This window comes from Erwinia sp. PsM31 (assembly GCF_030433775.1).
GTDB lineage: Bacteria > Pseudomonadota > Gammaproteobacteria > Enterobacterales > Enterobacteriaceae > Erwinia > Erwinia aeris.
In genome coordinates, this window is the sequence record NZ_JARUWZ010000029.1 from 36,502 (window position 1) to 55,800 (window position 19,299).

Annotated in this window: 17 protein-coding genes and 1 pseudogene; 15 read left to right on the forward strand and 3 right to left on the reverse strand. The window is 57.9% G+C overall.

Features of this window, described 5'->3' with window-relative positions; all coding sequences use genetic code 11:
• Positions 1-135: 135 nt before the first annotated feature.
• From udp to tatD, 9 genes and pseudogenes are all read left to right on the forward strand, one after another.
• Positions 136-897: a uridine phosphorylase gene (udp, locus tag QCD69_RS18475; RefSeq protein WP_253457286.1), complete on the forward strand. Its 762-nt coding sequence runs from the start codon at positions 136-138 to the stop codon at positions 895-897.
• A 252-nt stretch (positions 898-1,149) separates the two neighbouring features.
• Positions 1,150-2,682, forward strand: coding sequence for a DNA recombination protein RmuC (rmuC, locus tag QCD69_RS18480; protein ID WP_301253054.1), 1,533 nt, complete (start codon positions 1,150-1,152; stop codon positions 2,680-2,682).
• A gap of 74 nt (positions 2,683-2,756) precedes the next feature.
• The gene (gene ubiE, locus QCD69_RS18485) at positions 2,757-3,512 is read left to right on the forward strand and encodes a bifunctional demethylmenaquinone methyltransferase/2-methoxy-6-polyprenyl-1,4-benzoquinol methylase UbiE (protein ID WP_125290686.1); all 756 of its coding nucleotides are present in this window, start codon (positions 2,757-2,759) and stop codon (positions 3,510-3,512) included.
• Between the two features lie 12 nt (positions 3,513-3,524).
• Positions 3,525-4,130 carry a ubiquinone biosynthesis protein UbiJ gene (gene ubiJ, locus QCD69_RS18490; protein WP_301253056.1) on the forward strand — a complete coding sequence of 202 codons (606 nt, stop codon included), beginning with the start codon at positions 3,525-3,527 and terminating at the stop codon, positions 4,128-4,130.
• Positions 4,127-5,764 carry a ubiquinone biosynthesis regulatory protein kinase UbiB gene (gene ubiB, locus QCD69_RS18495; protein ID WP_253457296.1) on the forward strand — a complete coding sequence of 546 codons (1,638 nt, stop codon included), beginning with the start codon at positions 4,127-4,129 and terminating at the stop codon, positions 5,762-5,764. The genes ubiJ and ubiB overlap by 4 nt, the downstream gene beginning before the upstream one ends.
• Positions 5,765-5,863: 99 nt before the next feature.
• Positions 5,864-6,109 carry a Sec-independent protein translocase subunit TatA gene (gene tatA, locus QCD69_RS18500; RefSeq protein WP_125290683.1) on the forward strand — a complete coding sequence of 82 codons (246 nt, stop codon included), beginning with the start codon at positions 5,864-5,866 and terminating at the stop codon, positions 6,107-6,109.
• Positions 6,110-6,112: 3 nt separating this feature from the next.
• Positions 6,113-6,622, forward strand: a pseudogene (gene tatB / locus QCD69_RS18505) (Sec-independent protein translocase protein TatB); the annotation flags it as partial.
• 401 nt (positions 6,623-7,023) lie between these two features.
• A complete protein-coding gene (tatC, locus tag QCD69_RS18510) occupies positions 7,024-7,773 on the forward strand; it encodes a Sec-independent protein translocase subunit TatC (protein WP_253457299.1) in 750 nt (249 codons plus the stop codon).
• Between the two features lie 65 nt (positions 7,774-7,838).
• On the forward strand, positions 7,839-8,627 hold the full coding sequence (gene tatD / locus QCD69_RS18515) for a 3'-5' ssDNA/RNA exonuclease TatD (protein WP_253457301.1): 789 nt from the start codon (positions 7,839-7,841) through the stop codon (positions 8,625-8,627).
• Between the two features lie 2 nt (positions 8,628-8,629).
• On the opposite strand, the gene rfaH is transcribed toward tatD, so the two are convergent.
• Complete coding sequence (gene rfaH / locus QCD69_RS18520) at positions 8,630-9,118, reverse strand: transcription/translation regulatory transformer protein RfaH (protein ID WP_253457303.1); 489 nt, start codon at positions 9,116-9,118, stop codon at positions 8,630-8,632.
• 290 nt (positions 9,119-9,408) lie between these two features.
• Here rfaH and ubiD point away from each other — a divergent pair, with 290 nt between their 5' ends.
• Entirely contained in the window at positions 9,409-10,911 is a 1,503-nt protein-coding gene (ubiD, locus tag QCD69_RS18525) for a 4-hydroxy-3-polyprenylbenzoate decarboxylase (RefSeq protein WP_253457306.1), read from the forward strand.
• 21 nt (positions 10,912-10,932) lie between these two features.
• Positions 10,933-11,634, forward strand: a complete 702-nt coding sequence (fre, locus tag QCD69_RS18530; RefSeq protein ID WP_301253058.1) for an NAD(P)H-flavin reductase — start codon at positions 10,933-10,935, stop codon at positions 11,632-11,634.
• 45 nt (positions 11,635-11,679) lie between these two features.
• Here the strand turns inward: fre and fadA are convergent, their stop codons facing one another.
• Both fadA and fadB read right to left on the reverse strand, forming a co-directional pair.
• Positions 11,680-12,843 (reverse strand): acetyl-CoA C-acyltransferase FadA, encoded by a 1,164-nt coding sequence (gene fadA / locus QCD69_RS18535; protein WP_301253060.1) that lies wholly within the window; start codon positions 12,841-12,843, stop codon positions 11,680-11,682.
• Between the two features lie 10 nt (positions 12,844-12,853).
• Positions 12,854-15,037, reverse strand: a complete 2,184-nt coding sequence (gene fadB / locus QCD69_RS18540; RefSeq protein WP_301253061.1) for a fatty acid oxidation complex subunit alpha FadB — start codon at positions 15,035-15,037, stop codon at positions 12,854-12,856.
• A 179-nt stretch (positions 15,038-15,216) separates the two neighbouring features.
• Between fadB and pepQ the strand changes: the two genes are divergently transcribed.
• From pepQ to hemG, 4 genes are read left to right on the forward strand one after another with little or no spacing between them, the layout of a single operon-like run.
• Complete coding sequence (gene pepQ, locus QCD69_RS18545) at positions 15,217-16,548, forward strand: Xaa-Pro dipeptidase (RefSeq protein WP_301253065.1); 1,332 nt, start codon at positions 15,217-15,219, stop codon at positions 16,546-16,548.
• Positions 16,548-17,159 carry an IMPACT family protein gene (locus QCD69_RS18550; RefSeq protein ID WP_301253063.1) on the forward strand — a complete coding sequence of 204 codons (612 nt, stop codon included), beginning with the start codon at positions 16,548-16,550 and terminating at the stop codon, positions 17,157-17,159. Before pepQ ends, QCD69_RS18550 begins: the two co-directional genes overlap by 1 nt.
• Before the next feature lie 26 nt (positions 17,160-17,185).
• On the forward strand, positions 17,186-18,637 hold the full coding sequence (gene trkH / locus QCD69_RS18555) for a Trk system potassium transporter TrkH (RefSeq protein ID WP_125290673.1): 1,452 nt from the start codon (positions 17,186-17,188) through the stop codon (positions 18,635-18,637).
• A gap of 15 nt (positions 18,638-18,652) precedes the next feature.
• Positions 18,653-19,189, forward strand: a complete 537-nt coding sequence (hemG, locus tag QCD69_RS18560; RefSeq protein ID WP_253457320.1) for a menaquinone-dependent protoporphyrinogen IX dehydrogenase — start codon at positions 18,653-18,655, stop codon at positions 19,187-19,189.
• Positions 19,190-19,299 lie beyond the last annotated feature (110 nt).

Consider the following 19,299-nt stretch of genomic DNA (forward strand, 5'->3'; position numbering starts at 1 on the left):
TTTGTGTGATTACCGTCACGATTCAATAGACTCCAAATGTAACTTTCATTACTCAGAGTGAATTTACTCACATAAATTCACACAGCTTTGCGCTACTGTAAGCGCTTCATCGCCTTTTAATTACAGGATCTTGTCATGGCACAGTCAGACGTTTTTCACCTGGGTTTAACCAAAGCCGATCTTCAGGGCGCCACCCTTGCCATTGTGCCAGGCGACCCCGAGCGCGTTAAAAAGATTGCCGCGCTGATGGATAATCCGGTTCATCTGGCGTCGCACCGCGAATTCACCACCTGGCGCGCCGACATTGACGGCAAGGCCGTTATCGTCTGTTCAACCGGTATCGGCGGCCCTTCCACCTCCATCGCGGTAGAAGAGTTGGCGCAGCTGGGCATCCGTACTTTTCTGCGCGTAGGTACAACTGGCGCTATCCAGCCTGACATCAGCGTGGGCGACGTGCTGGTAACCACCGGCTCCGTGCGTCTGGACGGCGCGAGTCTGCACTTTGCGCCGCTGGAATTCCCGGCCGTGGCCGATTTTACCTGCACCACCGCGCTGGTCGAAGCGGCGAAAGCGCTTGGCGCGACCACGCATATCGGCGTCACCGCGTCTTCCGACACTTTTTATCCGGGACAGGAGCGTTACGACACCTTTTCTGGCCGCGTAGTAAGCCGTTTCCAGAACTCCATGAAAGAGTGGCAGCAAATGGGCGTGCTGAACTACGAAATGGAATCCGCCACGCTGCTGACCATGTGCGCCAGCCAGGGTCTGCGTGCCGGCATGGTGGCGGGCGTGATCGTGAACCGCACCCAGCAGGAAATTCCCGATGCGGAAACCATGAAGAAAACCGAAAGCGATGCGGTGCGTATCGTAGTTGAGGCGGCGCGCCGTCTGATCTAGACGTTGAGATCGGCCTCGCCAACCTCTGGCCTGGCCGTTGAGACCAGTTTCGCTAACTTCTTCAGCCTTCATTAAGGGAGCGCGGCTCCCTTAATGGTTTCGCCCTTGCGCTACCCACGGCAAATTTTTCGAGCCGTCTCTGACATCCTGATGAAAACCTCCTCGATCCCGTTACATCGCGCTTTTTAACTCGACATTGCCACGGCCTGCCCTTACCTTTTCTGCCAGAGAAGCCTGGACGGGAGAAGGCGCGTGGATGCAATAATCGGTTACGGCATTGGCTCAGGCCTGGCGGGCGCGCTGGTCGGCTGGCTTATCGCCTGGTATCACAGCCAGCAGCGCGCGGCGCACCAGGAAACGGAGCGCAGGCTGCTGCAACAGGCCAGCGAGCAGCTGAAGCAGGAGCGCGATCGCCTGACGCAGCAACAGAGCCAGCAGCAGCAGGCGCAAAAACAGCAGGAGCTGGAGCTGCGTCAGCTGCACGGCACGCTCGCCGCTACCCAGGAGAAACTCACCCAGCTTGACCACTGGCGCGGCGAGGCCGAACAGCTGGCGCGCGAACTGCGCACCCAGCTGGAGATCAACAGCGCCCAGGAGGCGGAACTGCGCGAGGTCACCATTCGGCTTGAAGAGAGCAGAATGGCGGCGGAAGAGAAGCAGCGCCTGCTGGTCAACAGCGAACAGCGGCTGAACGCGCAGTTTGAACACCTTGCCAACCGTATTTTCGAACACAGCAACCGCCGCGTCGATGAGCAGAACCGCCAGAGCCTGGACGGGCTGCTCTCGCCGCTGCGCGAACAGCTGGAAGGGTTTCGTCGCCAGGTCCAGGAAGGCTTCGGCCAGGAGGCGCGCGAGCGCCATACGCTTTCTCATGAAATCCGCAATCTGCAACAGCTCAATGCCCAAATGGCGCAGGAAGCGATTAACCTGACCAAGGCCCTGAAGGGCGACAATAAAATGCAGGGAAACTGGGGCGAAGTCGTGCTCAGCCGCGTGCTGGAAGCCTCCGGCCTGCGGGAAGGGCACGAATATGAAACCCAGGTCAATATTCAGCTGGAGCATAACGCCCGTATGCAGCCGGACGTGATTGTGCGTCTGCCGCAGGGCAAAGACGTGGTGATCGACGCGAAGATGACGCTGGTGGCTTACGAACGCTATTTCAACGGCGAAGATGAAGCCACGCGCGAAACGGCCATCGGCGAGCACGTTGCGGCCATTCGCAGCCATATCCGCCTGCTGAGCCGCAAAGATTATCAGCAGCTGCCCGGCCTGCGATCGCTGGACTACGTGCTGATGTTTATTCCGGTCGAACCCGCTTTTCTGGTCGCTATTGACCGTCAGCCGGAACTGATCAACGAGGCGCTGGGTCAAAACATCATGCTGGTCAGCCCCACCACGCTGCTGGTGGCGCTACGCACCATCAATAACCTGTGGCGCTACGAGCACCAAAGCCGTCATGCCCAGCGCATCGCCGACAGAGCGGCTAAGCTCTATGACAAAATGCGCCTGTTTGTCGACGACATGTCGGCAATGGGGCAAAGCCTCGATAAGGCCAGCGAAAGCTATCGTCAGGCCATGAAGAAGCTGGCGGAAGGGCGGGGCAACCTGATCGCGCAGACGGAAAGTTTTCGGCAGCTGGGCGTGGCCATCAAGCGGCCTATTAATCCCCGCCTGGTCGCGCAGGCGATGCCGGATGAGGCTGACGAGCAAGAGAACGAAGATGAGGAAGATGTCGCGTATCTGGCGACGCAAACCGGGCCAGGCGCGGCCCGAGTTAATGAATAACCCGCAAGGCTGTGCCTGGCCTGCGGGACTCTGATACACTTGGCAGATAACTGATTGCAGAGCAGGCAAAACAAATGGCAGATGAATCAAAGGATACCACGCACTTCGGCTTTCGCACGGTAGCGAAAAGCGACAAAGCTGAAATGGTGGCTGATGTTTTCCATTCCGTTGCGGCCAAATATGACCTGATGAACGATCTGATGTCGTTCGGCATCCACCGTGTCTGGAAACGTTTTACTATCGATTGCAGCGGCGTGCGTCGCGGACAGCGCGTCCTGGATCTGGCCGGCGGTACCGGCGATCTGACCGCTAAATTCTCTCGCCTGGTAGGTGAAACGGGTGAAGTGGTGCTGGCGGATATCAACAGCTCCATGCTGAAAGTAGGCCGTGAGAAACTGCGTAACAACGGGATCATCGGCAACGTGAACTATGTGCAGGCTAACGCCGAAGCGCTGCCGTTCCCGGACAATCATTTCGACTGCATCACTATCGCTTTCGGCCTGCGTAACGTCACCGAAAAAGAGAAGGCGCTGGCCTCGATGTTCCGCGTGCTGAAGCCGGGCGGACGCCTGCTGGTGCTGGAGTTTTCCAAACCGCTGCTGGAGCCGCTAAGCAAGGCGTATGACGCCTACTCATTCCACGTGCTGCCGCGTATCGGCGAGCTGGTGGCGAAAGATTCCGAAAGCTACCGCTATCTGGCCGAATCTATCCGAATGCATCCGGATCAGGATACGTTAAAGCAGATGATGGATGATGTCGGCTTCGAGAATACTACCTATCACAATCTTACCGGTGGCATCGTTGCGCTGCACCGCGGATTCAAGTTCTGAACAGGATAGCGAATGACCTTAACGCCGCTGTTAACCGCAGGGCTGGAAACGGCGCTCAATCAGATCCTTTATCGCGATCGCGGCCTGAAAGCCGCGCGTCAGCGTCTTAACGGCCGCAGCCTGGCCATTGAGCTGGCCGAGCTTAAGCAGCCGCTGATCTTTATCTTCAGCGACCAACAGGTCGATGTGCTGGTCGACTGGTGCGACACGCCGGACTGCAAGGTGAAAACCCGTCTGGCGACGCTGCGCAAGCTGCGCGATCGTCAGCAGTTAACCAGCCTGATCCGCAGCGGCGAGCTGGAGGTTGAGGGCGATCTACAGGTCGTCCAGCAGTTCTCCGCGCTGATCGATCTGGCCGAGCTTGACCCTGCCGAATATCTCGCGCCCTGGATTGGCGATATTGCCGCTCAGGGCATCAGCCAGGCCGCCCGTCGCGGGTTGCAGCTGGTGCGCGGCAATCTTGATCGTAAACAGAGCTATCTGGGTCAGGCGCTGACGGAAGAGTGGCGCCTGGCGCCGGGCGGCCTGGAGCTTGCCTGGTTTGCTGAAGAAGTCGACGCCGCCGCTCGCGAGCTGGCTGCGCTGGAAACCCGCCTTAAACAACTGGAGGGCAAATGACCCTCGGAGAAATACGTCGTCTCTATTTTATTATCCGTATCTTTTTGAGCTATGGACTGGATGAGCTAATCCCGAAAACCCGGCTGGCGCTGCCGCTGCGCCTGTGGCGCCGGACGCTGTTCTGGATGCCTAATTTGCACAAAGAGCGTCAGCTTGGCGAGCGTATCAGGTTAGCCATGGAGCAGCTTGGCCCGGTGTGGATCAAATTTGGTCAGATGATGTCCACGCGACGCGATCTTTTTCCGCCGCATATCGCCGATCAGCTGGCGATGCTGCAGGACAAGGTCGCGCCTTTCGATGGCGTACAGGCGAAAAAACAGATTGAGATGTCGCTTGGCTGCAAGGTGGAAACCCTGTTTGATGACTTTGTGATCACGCCGCTTGCTTCCGCTTCCATCGCGCAGGTACACACCGCCACGCTGAAGGAAAACGGCAGGGAAGTGGTCATTAAGGTTATTCGTCCGGATATCCTGCCGGTGATCAAAGCCGATATGAAGCTGATCAACCGCATGGCGGCCTGGGTGCCTCGCCTGTTACCGGACGGGCGCCGCCTGCGTCCGCAGGAAGTGGTGGCCGATTACGAAAAAACGCTGATAGACGAACTGAACCTGCTGCGCGAAGCGGCTAACGCCATTCAGCTGCGCCGTAATTTCGAAGGCAGCAACATGCTTTACGTGCCGGAAATCTATTCCGACTACTGTAGCGAAACCATGCTGGTGATGGAGCGCATTTACGGCATTCCAATCTCCGATGTGGTGCAGCTCGAACAGCGCGGCGTCAACATGAAGCTGCTGGCCGAGCGCGGCGTGCAGGTCTTCTTTACCCAGGTGTTCCGCGACAGCTTTTTCCACGCCGATATGCATCCGGGCAACATTTTTGTCAGCTATGAGCATCCTGAAGATCCGCAATATATCGGTATCGACTGCGGTATCGTTGGCTCGCTGAATAAAGAAGATAAGCGGTATCTGGCGGAGAACTTTATCGCCTTCTTCAATCGCGATTACCGCAAGGTTGCCGAGCTGCACGTTGATTCCGGCTGGGTGCCGGCGGATACCAACGTAGAGGATTTCGAGTTCGCTATTCGTACCGTTTGCGAACCGATTTTTGAAAAGCCGCTGGCGGAAATCTCCTTCGGTCACGTGCTGCTGAACCTCTTTAATACGGCGCGCCGCTTCAACATGGAAGTGCAGCCTCAGCTGGTGCTGTTACAGAAAACTCTACTGTATGTGGAAGGCGTCGGACGACAGCTTTATCCGCAGCTAGACCTGTGGAAAACCGCCAAGCCGTTCCTGGAAGACTGGATCAAAGATCAGATTGGCATTCCGGCTATCGTGCGCGCGCTGAAAGAAAAAGCGCCGTTCTGGGCGGAAAAACTGCCGGAGCTGCCGGAGCTGGTTTACGAAAGCCTGAAGCGGCACAAGCATCTGCAGCACAGCGTCGATAAGCTTTCTTACGATCTGCGCAACGACCGGGTGCGGCATCATCAGTCGCGCTATCTGTTCGGTATTGGCGCCACGCTGCTGCTGAGCGGCACGGCTATTCTGCTGACCAGACCGCAGTGGGATTTGCTGTCGGCGGTTATGGTCGCTGGCGGTCTGGTAAGCTGGCTGGTCGGCTGGCGTAAAACCGACTGACTGTCATGAAAGGTAAAGAGGGGCTGGCAGCGCTTTGCGCGCGGTCAGCCCGGCTTATATACTGCGAAACCTGCATTAACTGACATCTGAGGCAAAATTATGGGCGGTATTAGTATCTGGCAATTGTTAATTATTGCCGTAATCGTTGTGCTGCTCTTCGGCACGAAGAAACTGCGCGGGCTGGGTTCCGATCTCGGTTCATCAATCAAAGGCTTTAAAAAAGCCATGAGCGACGATGACGAAAAGCCAAAAACACATGCCGACGATGCTGATTTTAAAGCCACTCTGGCCGACAAACAGCACGCAGAAGCGAAGAAAGAAGACGTTAAGAACGACAAGGTGTAAGCCGTGTTCGACATAGGTTTTAGTGAACTGATTCTGGTGTTTATTATCGGGCTGGTAGTGCTGGGTCCGCAGCGTTTGCCGGTTGCGGTAAAAACCGTGGTCGGCTGGATCCGCGCGCTGCGCTCGCTGGCGGCTAATGTGCAAAACGAACTGGCGCAGGAGCTGAAACTCCAGGAGCTGCAGGACAGCCTGAAGAAGGTGGAAGAGGCCAGTAAAAACAGCCTGTCGCCGGAGCTGAAAGCCTCGATGGAAGAGCTGAAGCAGTCGGCGGAATCCATGAAGCGTACCTATCTGGGCGAGAACGAAAAAGCGGACGACGAAGCTAACACTATCCACAATCCGCTGGTGAAAAACGCCGAGGATTCTCATGAAGGCGTGACGCCTGCTGCGGCCGATCATCAGGCCAGCGCCCCGGCGCAGGCGCCAGAGGCAGCAACCAGTGCAGCGCCACAGCCTGCGGTGCAGCAGGAACAGCATACGCCAGTCGTGCATGTTTCGCCTGCGGCGAGCGATATGGCAGCAGCGCACCCTGCTACGGTTCGCGTTGCTGAACCTGCCGCAAGCGGTGTAGCCCAGGTTGCTGAAACTGTTTCGCCTGTCGCAAGCGATGCGGCTGTAGCACCGTCCGCTGCGGTTCACGTTGCCGAACCTGCCGCAAGCGGGGTAGCCCAGGTCGCTGAACCTGCTTCGTCTGCTGCAAGCGATGCGGCCGTAGCAAAATCCGCGACGGCCAGGGCTGCTGAAGCGCCTGCCGCTGCCAGCGCACCTTATGAAACCGCCGCCGGAAAGCCGGACGCCGCGTCGAATACGGCGCCTGCCGCCGCGCCTGAAAAGCCAAAGGCCGTTAAAGACGAAGCGCCGACGCTTTCCAGCCGTGCGCCTGTTTCCACCACCCAACCGGATGAACGCTAAACATGGCTGTTGAAGATACCCAACCGCTTATCAGCCATCTGATTGAGCTGCGTAAGCGCCTGCTGAACTGCATTATCGCCGTGGTAGCGATTTTCCTTTGCCTGGCGTACTTTTCCAACGATATTTATCAGCTGGTTTCCGCGCCGCTGATCGAGCAGATGCCAGCGGGCGCCAGCATGATCGCGACCGACGTGGCTTCGCCTTTTTTCGCGCCGGTCAAGCTGACCATGATCGTTTCCGTCTTCCTTGCGGTACCGGTGATCCTTTACCAAATCTGGGCCTTTATCGCGCCCGCGCTTTACCGCCACGAACGCAGGCTGGTGGTGCCGCTGCTGATTTCCAGTTCATTCCTATTCTATATAGGGATGGCTTTCGCCTACTTTGTTGTCTTCCCGTTGGCCTTTGGGTTCTTCGCTAAAACCGCGCCGCACGGCGTGCAGATCGCTACCGATATCAATAACTATCTCGATTTCGTAATGGCGTTGTTTATGGCGTTTGGCGTCTCTTTCGAGGTGCCGATTGCTATCGTGCTGCTGTGCTGGACCGGTGTGACCACGCCGGAGGAACTGAAGGCGAAGCGGCCTTATGTTCTGGTCGGCGCTTTTATCGTAGGTATGCTGTTGACGCCGCCGGATGTGCTTTCCCAGACGCTGCTGGCCATTCCGATGTACTGCCTGTTTGAGGTCGGCGTGTTCTTCTCCCGTTTCTATACCGGATTACGGCGGGAAGAGAGTGACCAGGAGACGGAGTAGCCGCGAAGGCCTGCCCACATTAAAAAATAACCGCCCGTAAGGGCGGTTACTGTTTGGAACACGCTATGTTTGATATTGGGGTCAATCTGACCAGCACGCAGTTCGCCAAAGATCGCGACAAGGTTGTAAAACGCGCCGTTGATGCGGGCGTCACCGGCATTCTGATTACCGGCACCAACGCGCTGGAAAGCCAGCAGGCGCAGAGCCTGGCGAAACGTCGTTCCGGCTACTGCTGGTCTACGGCAGGCGTTCATCCGCATCACGCCAGCGAATGGTCGGCGGAAACGGCCGCCACCTTAAGAAGGCTGGCGGAAAGCCCGGAAGTGGCGGCGATTGGCGAGTGCGGGCTGGATTTCAACCGCAACATCTGCGGGCCGGAACAGCAGGCTTACGCCTTTAATGCTCAGCTTGAGCTGGCGGCCGATCTGCAGCTGCCCGTTTTTCTGCACTGCCGCGAAGCGCACGATCGCTTTCTCGCTATCCTGACGCCCTGGCTGCCAAAGCTGCCCGGCGCGGTCGTACACTGTTTTACCGGCACGAAAGCGGAGCTGGAAGCCTGTCTGGCTGCCGGGCTTTATATCGGCATTACGGGATGGGTGTGCGATGAACGTCGCGGACTTGAGCTGCGCGAGCTGATGCCGCTTATTCCTGCTGACAGGCTGCTGCTGGAAACGGACGCGCCTTATTTGCTGCCGCGCGACATGCGTCCCCGCCCTGCATCGCGACGTAACGAGCCGTGCTTTTTGCCGCATATCGTGGAACAGGTCGCGCTACTGCGCGGCGAAGAGGCGGCTACGCTGGGGCAGCAGTGCGACAGCAATGCGCGAGCGCTTTTCCGTCTGAACGCACAGTAGCCTCAGAGTTTCTGGAACTGCCGATTGTCCAGGCTGCGGACGATCTGCTTATTCAGCAGGTTAAGCAGCAGCATAGAACGCGCCTCGCCGTCCGGCTCGGTAAAAATTGCCTTCAGGCCTTCGAAAGCGCCAGCGGTAATCAATACTCTGTCGCCGGGCTGCGGTAGCGTCGGTGCGGGCAGCGTTACCGTCGCCTGCGTTTGCAGCGCTTCGATCACGTCCTGCGGCACGGTCGCGGGCAGATTGCCGAAGCGAACGAAATGGCTGACGCCGCGCGTGGCGCTGATGGTCGTGGTATGAATCGCTTCCGGATCGAACTCAATAAAAAGGTAGTTCGGGAACAGCGGCTCATTTACCTGAGTACGCTTGCCGCGCACCAGTTTCTCTAAGGCAATCATGGGGCTGAGACAATGCACCGCCTGGCGCTCAAGATGTTCTTTCGCGCGGGTAAGCTGGCCACGTTTGCAATAAAGTAAATACCAGGATTCCATAACGTCACTTTGCAATTACAGGGTCGCTAAGAATAACAAAAATAGCGTGATAGTTATAGCAACATGCAGGCCAGAAGGCGCCTGAAATCGCGATGAATGAACGGACAGCGTTAAGCATAAAGCTTATTAACTGTAGTTATCAGCGGATCGGTTGATGAGTCGGGATGCCGGAAGAAAAAATTTTTGGCGGTCGCAGCGTGAGCGCGCCGACCTCCTGCCGCGAAAAACTAAGCACGAGAGCTTAATCCTCCCTATAATGGCCGATTCACTGACCGTATTGATGAGAAGTCATGAAATACCACGACCTACGCGACTTCCTTTCCCTGCTGGAGCAGCGCGGGGAATTAAAACGCATTAAGCAAGAGATCGATCCCGATCTTGAAATGACCGAAATTGCCGATCGCACCCTGCGAGCTGGCGGGCCGGCGCTGCTGTTTGAAAACCCCAAAGGCTATAATATGCCGGTGCTGTGCAACCTTTTCGGCACGCCGGATCGCGTTGCGCTGGGCATGGGCCAGGAAGACGTGAAGGCGCTGCGTGAAGTGGGCCGCCTGCTCGCCTTTTTGAAAGAGCCGGAACCGCCGCGCGGTTTTCGCGACTTTTTCGACAAAATGCCGCAGTGGAAGCAGGTGCTGAATATGCCGACGAAGCGCCTGCGCGACGCGCCGTGCCAGCAGCAAATCTGGCAGGGCGATGAAGTCGATCTGAGCCGCATTCCGGTGATGAAGTGCTGGCCGGAAGATGCCGCGCCGCTGATCACCTGGGGCCTGACGGTTACGCGCGGCCCGCACAAAGAGCGGCAGAACCTGGGCATCTATCGCCAGCAGGTTATTGGTAAGAACAAACTCATTATGCGCTGGCTGTCGCATCGCGGCGGCGCGCTGGATTTCCAGGAGTGGACGCAGCAGCATCCCGGCGAGCGCTTCCCGGTCTCCGTCGCGCTGGGCGCCGATCCCGCCACCATTTTGGGCGCGGTCACGCCGGTTCCCGATACGCTTTCTGAATATGCTTTTGCGGGACTGCTGCGCGGCACCAAAACCGAAGTCGTGAAGTGCGTCTCCAACGATCTGGAAGTGCCGGCCAGCGCGGAAATCGTGCTGGAAGGCTATATCGAGGCGGGCGAAGTGGCGCCGGAAGGGCCGTATGGCGACCATACCGGCTACTATAATGAAGTCGATAACTTCCCGGTGTTTACCGTAACGCACATTACGCAGCGCCGCGACGCCATCTATCATTCCACCTATACCGGGCGTCCGCCGGATGAGCCAGCCGTGCTTGGCGTGGCGCTGAATGAAGTCTTCGTGCCGATCCTGCAAAAGCAGTTCCCGGAAATCGTCGATTTTTATCTGCCGCCGGAAGGTTGTTCCTATCGTCTGGCGATCGTTACGATGAAAAAGCAGTACGCAGGCCATGCCAAGCGGGTGATGATGGGCGTTTGGTCATTTTTGCGCCAGTTTATGTACACTAAGTTTGTTATCGTATGTGACGACGATGTGAACGCGCGCGACTGGAACGACGTTATCTGGGCTATTACGACCCGGATGGATCCGGCCAGGGATACGGTGCTGGTAGAGAACACGCCTATCGACTATCTGGATTTCGCTTCGCCGGTTTCCGGGTTAGGCTCGAAAATGGGCCTGGACGCCACCAACAAGTGGCCCGGAGAAACCCAGCGCGAATGGGGCCGCCCTATTCGCAAAGATCCCGCCGTCACCGCGCGCATTGATGCCATATGGGACGAGTTAGGCATCTTCAGTGAGTCGCCCACGCGCAAAAACGCGCCCGGCAAATAATCGACCCGACAGAGGGAACGCATGACAACGTTAAGCTGTAAAGTGATCTCGGTAGAGGCGATAACCGATACCGTTTACCGAGTCCGTATGGTGCCGGAAGCTGATTTCAGCTTCCGGGCCGGTCAGTATCTGATGGTAGTGATGGACGAGCGCGACAAACGCCCGTTCTCGCTGGCTTCCACGCCGATGGAAAAAGAGATTATTGAGCTGCATATTGGCGCTTCGGAACTCAATCTCTACGCGATGGCGGTGATGGAACGGATCCAGGAGCAGCGCAGCATTACCGTGGATATTCCGCACGGCGACGCGTGGCTGCGTGAAGAGAGCGACCGTCCGCTGATCCTGATTGCGGGCGGCACGGGCTTCTCCTACGCCCGTTCGATCCTGCTGACCGCGCTGGCGCAGCGGCCGGAGCGTCATATCGAAATTTACTGGGGCGGCCGTGAACTGAAGCACCTCTACGATATGGACGAACTGGAAGCGCTGGCGGTGAAGCACCCGCACCTGAAGGTGATCCCGGTGGTGGAACAGCCTGAGCCGGGCTGGGAAGGGCGTAGCGGCACCGTGCTGACGGCGGTTATGAACGACCACCGCAGCCTGGCCGAGTACGAGATCTATATCGCGGGCCGTTTTGAAATGGCGAAAATCGCGCGCGAACGCTTCTGTGCCGAGCGCGAGGCGAAAGCGGAACAGATGTTTGGCGACGCCTTCGCCTTTATCTGAGCCGGAACGATTGCGTAAAAAAGCCGCCCGTCACGGGCGGCTGCATCAAACCCTTTCCAGTACGGTAGCGATGCCCTGTCCCAAACCGATACACATGGTCGCCAGACCAAACTGTGCGTCGCGTCGCTCCATCAGGTTCAACAACGTCGTGGCGATCCGCGCGCCGGAACAGCCCAGCGGATGACCCAGCGCGATAGCGCCGCCGTTCAGATTGATTTTGTTATCCAGCTCCTCCATCAATCCCAGCTCCTTAATACACGGCAGCACCTGCGCGGCGAACGCTTCGTTCATCTCAAACAGATCGATATCGCTGACGTTCAGTCCTGCTTTCTTCAGCGCCAGCCGGGAGGCGGGCACCGGGCCAAAGCCCATAATCGACGGATCGCAGCCGACAACCGCCATCGAGCGGATCCGCGCCCGCGCTTTCAGGCCCAGCTCACGAGCGCGTGATTCGCTCATCAGCAGCATCGCCGCCGCGCCGTCGGAGAGCGCCGAGGAGCTGCCCGCCGTTACCGTGCCGTTAACCGGATCGAAGGCGGGCTTCAGCGCGGCCAGACCCGCTGTGGTGGTATCGGGACGGATCACTTCATCAAAATCATAGCGCTTGAGCACGCCGTCGCCGTCATGGCCGCTGGTCGCGACGATCTCCGCAGCAAAGTGGCCCGCCTGCGTGGCGGCCCAGGCGCGCTGGTGCGAGCGGGCGGCAAATTCATCCTGCCTTTCCCGACCGATCTGGTGCATACGCGCCAGCATTTCCGCCGTCAGGCCCATCATCCCGGCGGCTTTCGCCACGGTTTTGCCCAGGCCGGGATGAAAATCAACGCCGTGGCTCATCGGCACGTGGCCCATATGCTCCACGCCGCCCACCAGGCAGGCGCTGGCGTCGCCAACCATGATGGCGCGCGCGGCATCGTGCATCGCCTGCATCGAGGAGCCGCAAAGGCGGTTGACGGTGGTAGCGGGCACCCGATGCGGGATTTCCGCCAGCAGGGCGGCATTACGGGCGATGTTAAAACCCTGCTCCAGCGTTTGCTGCACGCAGCCCCAGTAAATATCATCCAGGCTTGCCGCCGCCAGCGCCGGGTTGCGGCTCAGCAGCGAGCGCATCAGATGCGCCGAGAGATCTTCCGCCCGGACATGGCGAAAAGCGCCGCCTTTGGAGCGGCCCATCGGCGTGCGGATGGCATCAACAATTACGACTTTTTCCATTTCTCTTTCCTTACGCCGTTTTCAGGACGTCATCGGCCGGTTGAACCTGCGGATACCACTGTGTTTTATGCTGCGCTTTTTCCTGCAGGCTGGCCGGCAGCTGATAAAGCGGGCCGAGCGCGGCAAAGAAGGCCGCCTGGCTGGCAAAGCGGGCGCTGCCCTGCGTATCCAGATAGCGGAAAACGCCGCCGCGAAACGGCGGGAAGCCCAGCCCGTAAACCAGCGCCATATCCGCTTCGGCCGGCGTGGCGATAATGTTTTCTTCCAGGCAGAGCACCACTTCGTTAACCATCGGGATCATCATTCGGGCCACAATTTCTTCATCGCTGAAAACGCGCTGCGGCTGGCTGACGCTTTGCAGCAGTTTATCGACTTCGGGATCGACAATTTTCTTCTGTTTGCCTTTGCTGTCCTTCTCCCAGCGATAAAACCCGGCCTGATTTTTTTGTCCGAACCGTTTCGCCTCGAACAGCACGTCGATGGCATCACGGTAATCCTTTTTCATACGGTTCGGGAAACCGTCAGCCATTACGCTCTGCGCGTGATGCGCGGTATCAATGCCAACCACGTCCAGCAGCCAGGCAGGCCCCATCGGCCAGCCGAAATGCTTTTCCATGACTTTATCTATCTGACGATAATCCGCACCGTCGCGCAGCAGCAGGCTGAAGCCGGCAAAATAGGGGAACAGCACGCGGTTGACGAAAAAACCGGGACAGTCGTTCACCACGATGGGCGTCTTGCCCATTTGGTCGGCCCAGGCCACCACTTTCGCCAGCGTGGCGTCCGAGGTTTTTGCACCCCGGATCACTTCAACCAGCGGCATGCGGTGCACCGGATTAAAAAAGTGCATTCCGCAGAAGTTTTCCGGGCGCTGCAGCGCATCAGCAAGCTGGCTGATGGGAATAGTCGAGGTATTGGAAGCCAGAACGGCATCCTGATGAAGATGCTGTTCCGTCTCCGCCAGCACCGCCGCCTTAACGCGCGGGTTTTCCACCACGGCCTCGACGACCATATCGGCACGTTCAAATCCTTCATAGCTCAGGGTTGGATGGATAGCGCCGATGATGCCCGCCAGCTGCATCGCGTCAATTTTCCCTCGCGTCAGCTGCTTATTCAGCAGCCCGGCCGCTTCGGTCATACCGAGTTCCAGCGAGGCCGGATTGATATCCTTCATTAATACCGGTACGCCTTTGCTGGCCGCCTGATAAGCGATGCCGCCGCCCATAATGCCCGCGCCCAATACGGCAGCCTGCTTCGGTAGCGCGCTATTCTGCGCCAGCTTTTTCGCTTTCGCCTTCAGCGCGCGATCGTTAAGGAACAGGCCGACCAGCGCACGCGCCTCGTCGGAACGGGCCAGCGGGACAAAAGCCTGCGTTTCCAGCAGCAAAGCTTCATCACGGCCCAGCGCAGCAGCGGCCTCAATCGTTTTTACCGCCGTCAGCGGAGCAGGGTAGTGTTTGCCCGCGGTTTGCAGCACCACGCCTTTGGCAGTAGTGAAGCTCATCATCGCCTCAATTTTACTGAGCTTCAGCGGTTGCAGCTTCGGCTCGCGACGTTCGCGCCACGGCTGTTTGCCGCTAATGGCCTCGCGCAGGATGGCGATGCCCGCATCGCGCAGCTTATCAGCCGCCACAACGGCATCCACCAGGCCCAGCGCCAGCGCTTTTTGCGCATCGACATCTTTTCCGGCGGCGATAATTTCCAGCGCGCTGTCGGCGCCCAGCAGACGCGGCAGGCGCACCGAGCCGCCAAAGCCGGGCATGATCCCCAGCTTCGTTTCCGGCAGGCCAATACGCGCGTCCGGCGTGGCGATACGGAAGTCCGTTGCCAGGATACATTCACAGCCGCCGCCCAGCGCATAGCCCTGTACGGCCGACAAGGTCGGCACCGGCAGATCCTCAAGCCGATTAAAGATAGCGTTGGCGTAATGCAGCCACTGCGTCAGCTGTTCCTCCGGGGCGGCGAACAGCGATAAAAATTCGGTAATATCCGCGCCGACGATAAACGCCGGTTTGCGCGAACTGAGCAGAACCGCCTGCAGATCCGGCTGCCGCTCCAGCACGGCTATCGCCTCGCCCAGGCTGGCGACGGTTTGCGTATCCAGTTTGTTAACTGAACCGGGCGCATCAAAAACCAGTTCAGCAATACCATTTTCCAGCCAGTTCAGGGTCAGGGTGTCGCCTTGGTAAAGCATTCTTCTCTCCTGCTGCCGCGCTAAAGGGATCTGGTCATACCAGATGATCGAGAGTGTGGAGTTGATGTTAATTATTTGCAAACGAGAGTTTGCTTATTTGCAAACAAGATCACAGGCGCGGCAAAACGATCTCGCCGTGCTAAGATGCGCCTGATTACGTGATTAACGGAGGTAAAGTGATGGACTCGTTGAGCGCCCTTTATCATGAGCATCTGAAGACGCTACAGGCGCGCGCGCAGCAGGTGCTGGCCCGCTTTAAGCTGGATGCCATGCTGATCCATTCCGGCGAACTGCTGACGGTTTTTCTGGATGACCACGACTACCCTTTCAAAGTAAACCCGCAGTTTAAAGCCTGGCTGCCGGTGACCACCGTGCCCAACTGCTGGCTGTGGGTCGACGGCGTGAACAAGCCGAAGCTCTGGTTTTATTCGCCGGTGGATTACTGGCACAACGTCGAGCCGCTGCCGCAAAGCTTCTGGACGGACGGCATGGAGATTACGGCGCTGAAAAAAGCGGATGAAATCGGCCAGCTGTTGCCGACAAACCGTGAAAACGTTGCCTATATCGGCCCGGTGCCGCAGCGTGCCGCCCAGCTTGGCATCAACGCCGCCGCGATCAACCCAAAAGGGGTGATCGACTTTCTGCATTATCATCGCTCTTATAAAACCGATTACGAACTTTACTGCCTGCGCGAAGCGCAAAAGACGGCGGTGATCGGTCATCGCGCAGCGAAGGAAGCCTTTCTTTCCGGCATGAGCGAGTTCGATATTAATATTGCTTACCTCAGCGCTACCGGCCATCGCGATATCGACGTGCCTTACGGCAATATCGTCGCGCTGAACGAACATGCCGCCGTGCTGCACTACACTAAGCTTGATCAATTGCCGCCGGAACAGCCGCGCAGCTTTCTGCTGGATGCAGGCACGGAATATAACGGTTATGCAGCGGATCTGACGCGCAGCTACGCTTACGATCCCGCCAGCGACTATGCGACGCTTATTCAGGATATGAATGAAGAAGAGCTGGCGCTGATTGCCACGCTGAAGGCGGGCGTGCGCTATACCGACTACCATCAGCAGATGCATCAGCGGCTGGCGAAACTGCTGCTGAAACATCAGCTGGTCAAAGGGCTGAGCGAAGAGGCGATGGTGGCGGAAAACCTTACCGGGCCGTTTATGCCGCACGGCGTGGGTCATCCGCTTGGCCTACAGGTGCATGACGTCGCCGGTTTTATGCAGGATGACAGCGGCACCCATCTGGCCGCGCCGCAGCAGTATCCCTTTTTACGCTGCACGCGCATCCTTGAACCGCGCATGGTACTGACGATTGAACCCGGCATCTACTTTATCGAGTCGCTGCTCGCGCCATGGCGCGAAGGCAAGTTCAGCCAGCACTTCGACTGGGCGCGCATTGAGGCACTGAAGCCTTATGGCGGGATCCGAATCGAAGATAACGTGGTGATCCATGAACAGGGCGTGGAAAACATGACCCGGGATCTGAAGCTGGATTAATGGACGCCTGGGAGATCCCCGCTGAAACCTTCAGCTTCAGCGAGGAAATAAAAAAAAGCCGCTTTATCACGCTGCTGGCGCATACCGAAGGCGTGGAGGCGGCGCGCGCTTTTGTGCAGCAGGTGAAAGGCGAGCATCCTGCCGCCCGGCATCACTGCTGGGCCTGGGTAGCGGGCGCGCCTGACGATTCGCAGCAGCTGGGTTTCTCGGATGACGGCGAGCCTTCCGGCACGGCGGGCAAACCGATGCTGGCCCAGCTGATGGGCAGCGGCGTGGGCGAGATAACGGCGGTAGTGGTGCGCTATTACGGCGGCATACAGCTGGGCACCGGCGGGCTGGTTAAGGCTTACGGCGGCGGCGTGCAGCAGGCATTAAAATTGCTGCCTCGTGCGCGGAAGGTGCCCATGCTGACCTTTACGCTGGTTTGCGACTATGCGCAGCTGGCGGAAATAGAAAGGATGGTCGCCCGTTTTAACGGTCAGCTGCTGCACAGCGAGTTTTTACAGCGCATCTCGCTGACGCTGGCGCTGCCCCATGCGCAGGTCGCAGGCTTCACGCGCAATCTCACCGATTTCAGCAGAGGGGCGCTCCATCTGGCCCCGACCGACTAACACCTTGTCAGGAAAGGAAAGGCTACATGCATTTTCGTGCCATCACCCGCATCGTGGGTTTACTGGTCATTTTGTTTTCGGGCACCATGATCGTGCCGGGCCTGGTGGCGCTAATCTACCGTGACGGCGCCGGACGAGCCTTTACGCAAACCTTCTTTATGGCGTTACTGATCGGCTCGCTGCTGTGGTGGCCGAACCGCAAGCAGAAAAGCGAGCTGAAGCCGCGAGAAGGCTTTTTGATCGTCGTGCTGTTCTGGACGGTGCTGGGCAGCGTCGGGGCGATGCCCTTTATCTTTGCCGAACATCCTAACCTGTCGTTAACCGACGCGTTCTTTGAATCTTTCTCCGGCCTGACCACCACGGGCGCCACGACGCTGGTGGGGCTGGATTCCCTGCCCAAAGCCATTCTGTTCTACCGGCAAATGCTGCAATGGCTGGGCGGGATGGGGATCATCGTGCTGGCAGTGGCTATCCTGCCTATACTGGGCGTCGGCGGGATGCAGCTTTACCGTGCGGAGATGCCAGGCCCGCTGAAAGATAACAAGATGCGGCCCAGAATTGCCGAAACGGCAAAAACGCTCTGGCTGATCTACGTGCTGTTAACCGTCATTTGCGCACTGGCGCTCTGGCTGGCCGGGATGCCGCTGTTTGACGCCATCGGCCACAGCTTTTCTACTATAGCTATCGGCGGCTTTTCCACACATGACGCCAGTATCGGCTATTTTCACAGCCCAACCATTAACAGCATTATTGCCATTTTCCTGCTGATTTCCGGCTGTAACTACGGCCTGCACTTCACGCTGCTCAGCGGACGTAATCTGCGTGTTTACTGGCGCGACCCGGAATTCCGTATGTTTATCGGGGTGCAGTTCACGCTGGTTATCATCTGCACGCTGGTGCTTTGGGCGCACAATGTCTATCAAAGCGGGCTGCAGACGCTGAACCAGGCTTTTTTCCAGGTGGTTTCCATGGCGACGACGGCAGGCTTCACTACCGACAGCATCGCCCGTTGGCCGCTCTTCTTACCGGTACTGCTGCTTTGCTCTGCTTTTATCGGCGGCTGTGCGGGATCGACCGGCGGCGGCCTGAAGGTGATCCGCATCCTGCTGCTGTTCAAACAAGGGTCGCGCGAACTGAAGCGGCTGGTGCATCCCAATGCCGTTTACACTATTAAGCTGGGGCAGCGGGCGCTGCCGGAAAGAATACTGGAAGCGGTATGGGGATTCTTCTCCGCCTACGCGCTGGTGTTCCTGCTGAGCATGCTGGCCATTATCGCCACGGGCGTGGACGATTTTTCAGCCTTTGCCGCCGTCGCCGCAACGCTGAACAATCTGGGGCCGGGCTTAGGGGTAGTAGCGGATAACTTCACTACTATGAATGATACGGCGAAATGGATTTTGATTCTGACAATGCTGTTTGGTCGTCTTGAAGTCTTCACGCTGTTGGTTCTGTTTACGCCAACCTTCTGGCGCGAATAACAAAAGTTGGATCTTATGAAAGCACTTATTCTTTATTCCAGCCGTGACGGGCAGACTCGTGAAATCGCGGCTTATATAGCTAACCAGCTCAAAGCGCATCAGGAATGCGATACGATCAATATCCTTCAGGCGGATAACATCGAATGGGCCAGGTACGACAGGGTACTTATCGGCGCTTCTATTCGCTATGGCCACTTCCATCCTAAGGTCGACAAGTTTGTTAAGCAGCATCTGAACGAGCTTACCAAAAGGCCTTCGGGATTCTTCTCGGTTAACCTTACCGCGCGCAAGCCGGAGAAGCGTACGCCGCAGACAAACGCCTACACGCGTAAGTTCCTACTGAACTCGCCGTGGCAGCCAGACTGCTGCGCCGTGTTCGCGGGCGCGCTGCGCTATCCGCGTTACGGCTTCTTCGACCGCTTTATGATTCAGCTGATTATGCGGATGACCGGCGGCGAAACGGATGCCAGTAAAGAAGTGGAGTATACCGACTGGGAGCAGGTGACGCGTTTTGCCCATGAATTTGCCGCTTTATCAGGCAATGTGAAGTAAAAACGGACGCTTTGTTGAAAAATACGGCTGTCGTTCATTTATTTGTAATAAACGCTTGTCAGCCGTCAAGAACTCCCTATAATGCGCAACCACTGAGACGGCACAACGGC

Bases quoted from the DNA above. Each gene is read 5' to 3' on its own strand.
- udp (WP_253457286.1), top strand. From the start codon at position 136: ATGGCACAGTCAGACGTTTTTCACCTGGGTTTAACCAAAGCCGATCTT.
- ubiE (WP_125290686.1), top strand. From the start codon at position 2,757: ATGGCAGATGAATCAAAGGATACCACGCACTTCGGCTTTCGCACGGTA.
- ubiJ (WP_301253056.1), top strand. From the start codon at position 3,525: ATGACCTTAACGCCGCTGTTAACCGCAGGGCTGGAAACGGCGCTCAAT.
- ubiB (WP_253457296.1), top strand. From the start codon at position 4,127: ATGACCCTCGGAGAAATACGTCGTCTCTATTTTATTATCCGTATCTTT.
- tatA (WP_125290683.1), top strand. From the start codon at position 5,864: ATGGGCGGTATTAGTATCTGGCAATTGTTAATTATTGCCGTAATCGTT.
- tatC (WP_253457299.1), top strand. From the start codon at position 7,024: ATGGCTGTTGAAGATACCCAACCGCTTATCAGCCATCTGATTGAGCTG.
- tatD (WP_253457301.1), top strand. From the start codon at position 7,839: ATGTTTGATATTGGGGTCAATCTGACCAGCACGCAGTTCGCCAAAGAT.
- rfaH (WP_253457303.1), bottom strand. From the start codon at position 9,118: ATGGAATCCTGGTATTTACTTTATTGCAAACGTGGCCAGCTTACCCGC.
- ubiD (WP_253457306.1), top strand. From the start codon at position 9,409: ATGAAATACCACGACCTACGCGACTTCCTTTCCCTGCTGGAGCAGCGC.
- fre (WP_301253058.1), top strand. From the start codon at position 10,933: ATGACAACGTTAAGCTGTAAAGTGATCTCGGTAGAGGCGATAACCGAT.
- fadA (WP_301253060.1), bottom strand. From the start codon at position 12,843: ATGGAAAAAGTCGTAATTGTTGATGCCATCCGCACGCCGATGGGCCGC.
- fadB (WP_301253061.1), bottom strand. From the start codon at position 15,037: ATGCTTTACCAAGGCGACACCCTGACCCTGAACTGGCTGGAAAATGGT.
- pepQ (WP_301253065.1), top strand. From the start codon at position 15,217: ATGGACTCGTTGAGCGCCCTTTATCATGAGCATCTGAAGACGCTACAG.
- QCD69_RS18550 (WP_301253063.1), top strand. From the start codon at position 16,548: ATGGACGCCTGGGAGATCCCCGCTGAAACCTTCAGCTTCAGCGAGGAA.
- trkH (WP_125290673.1), top strand. From the start codon at position 17,186: ATGCATTTTCGTGCCATCACCCGCATCGTGGGTTTACTGGTCATTTTG.
- hemG (WP_253457320.1), top strand. From the start codon at position 18,653: ATGAAAGCACTTATTCTTTATTCCAGCCGTGACGGGCAGACTCGTGAA.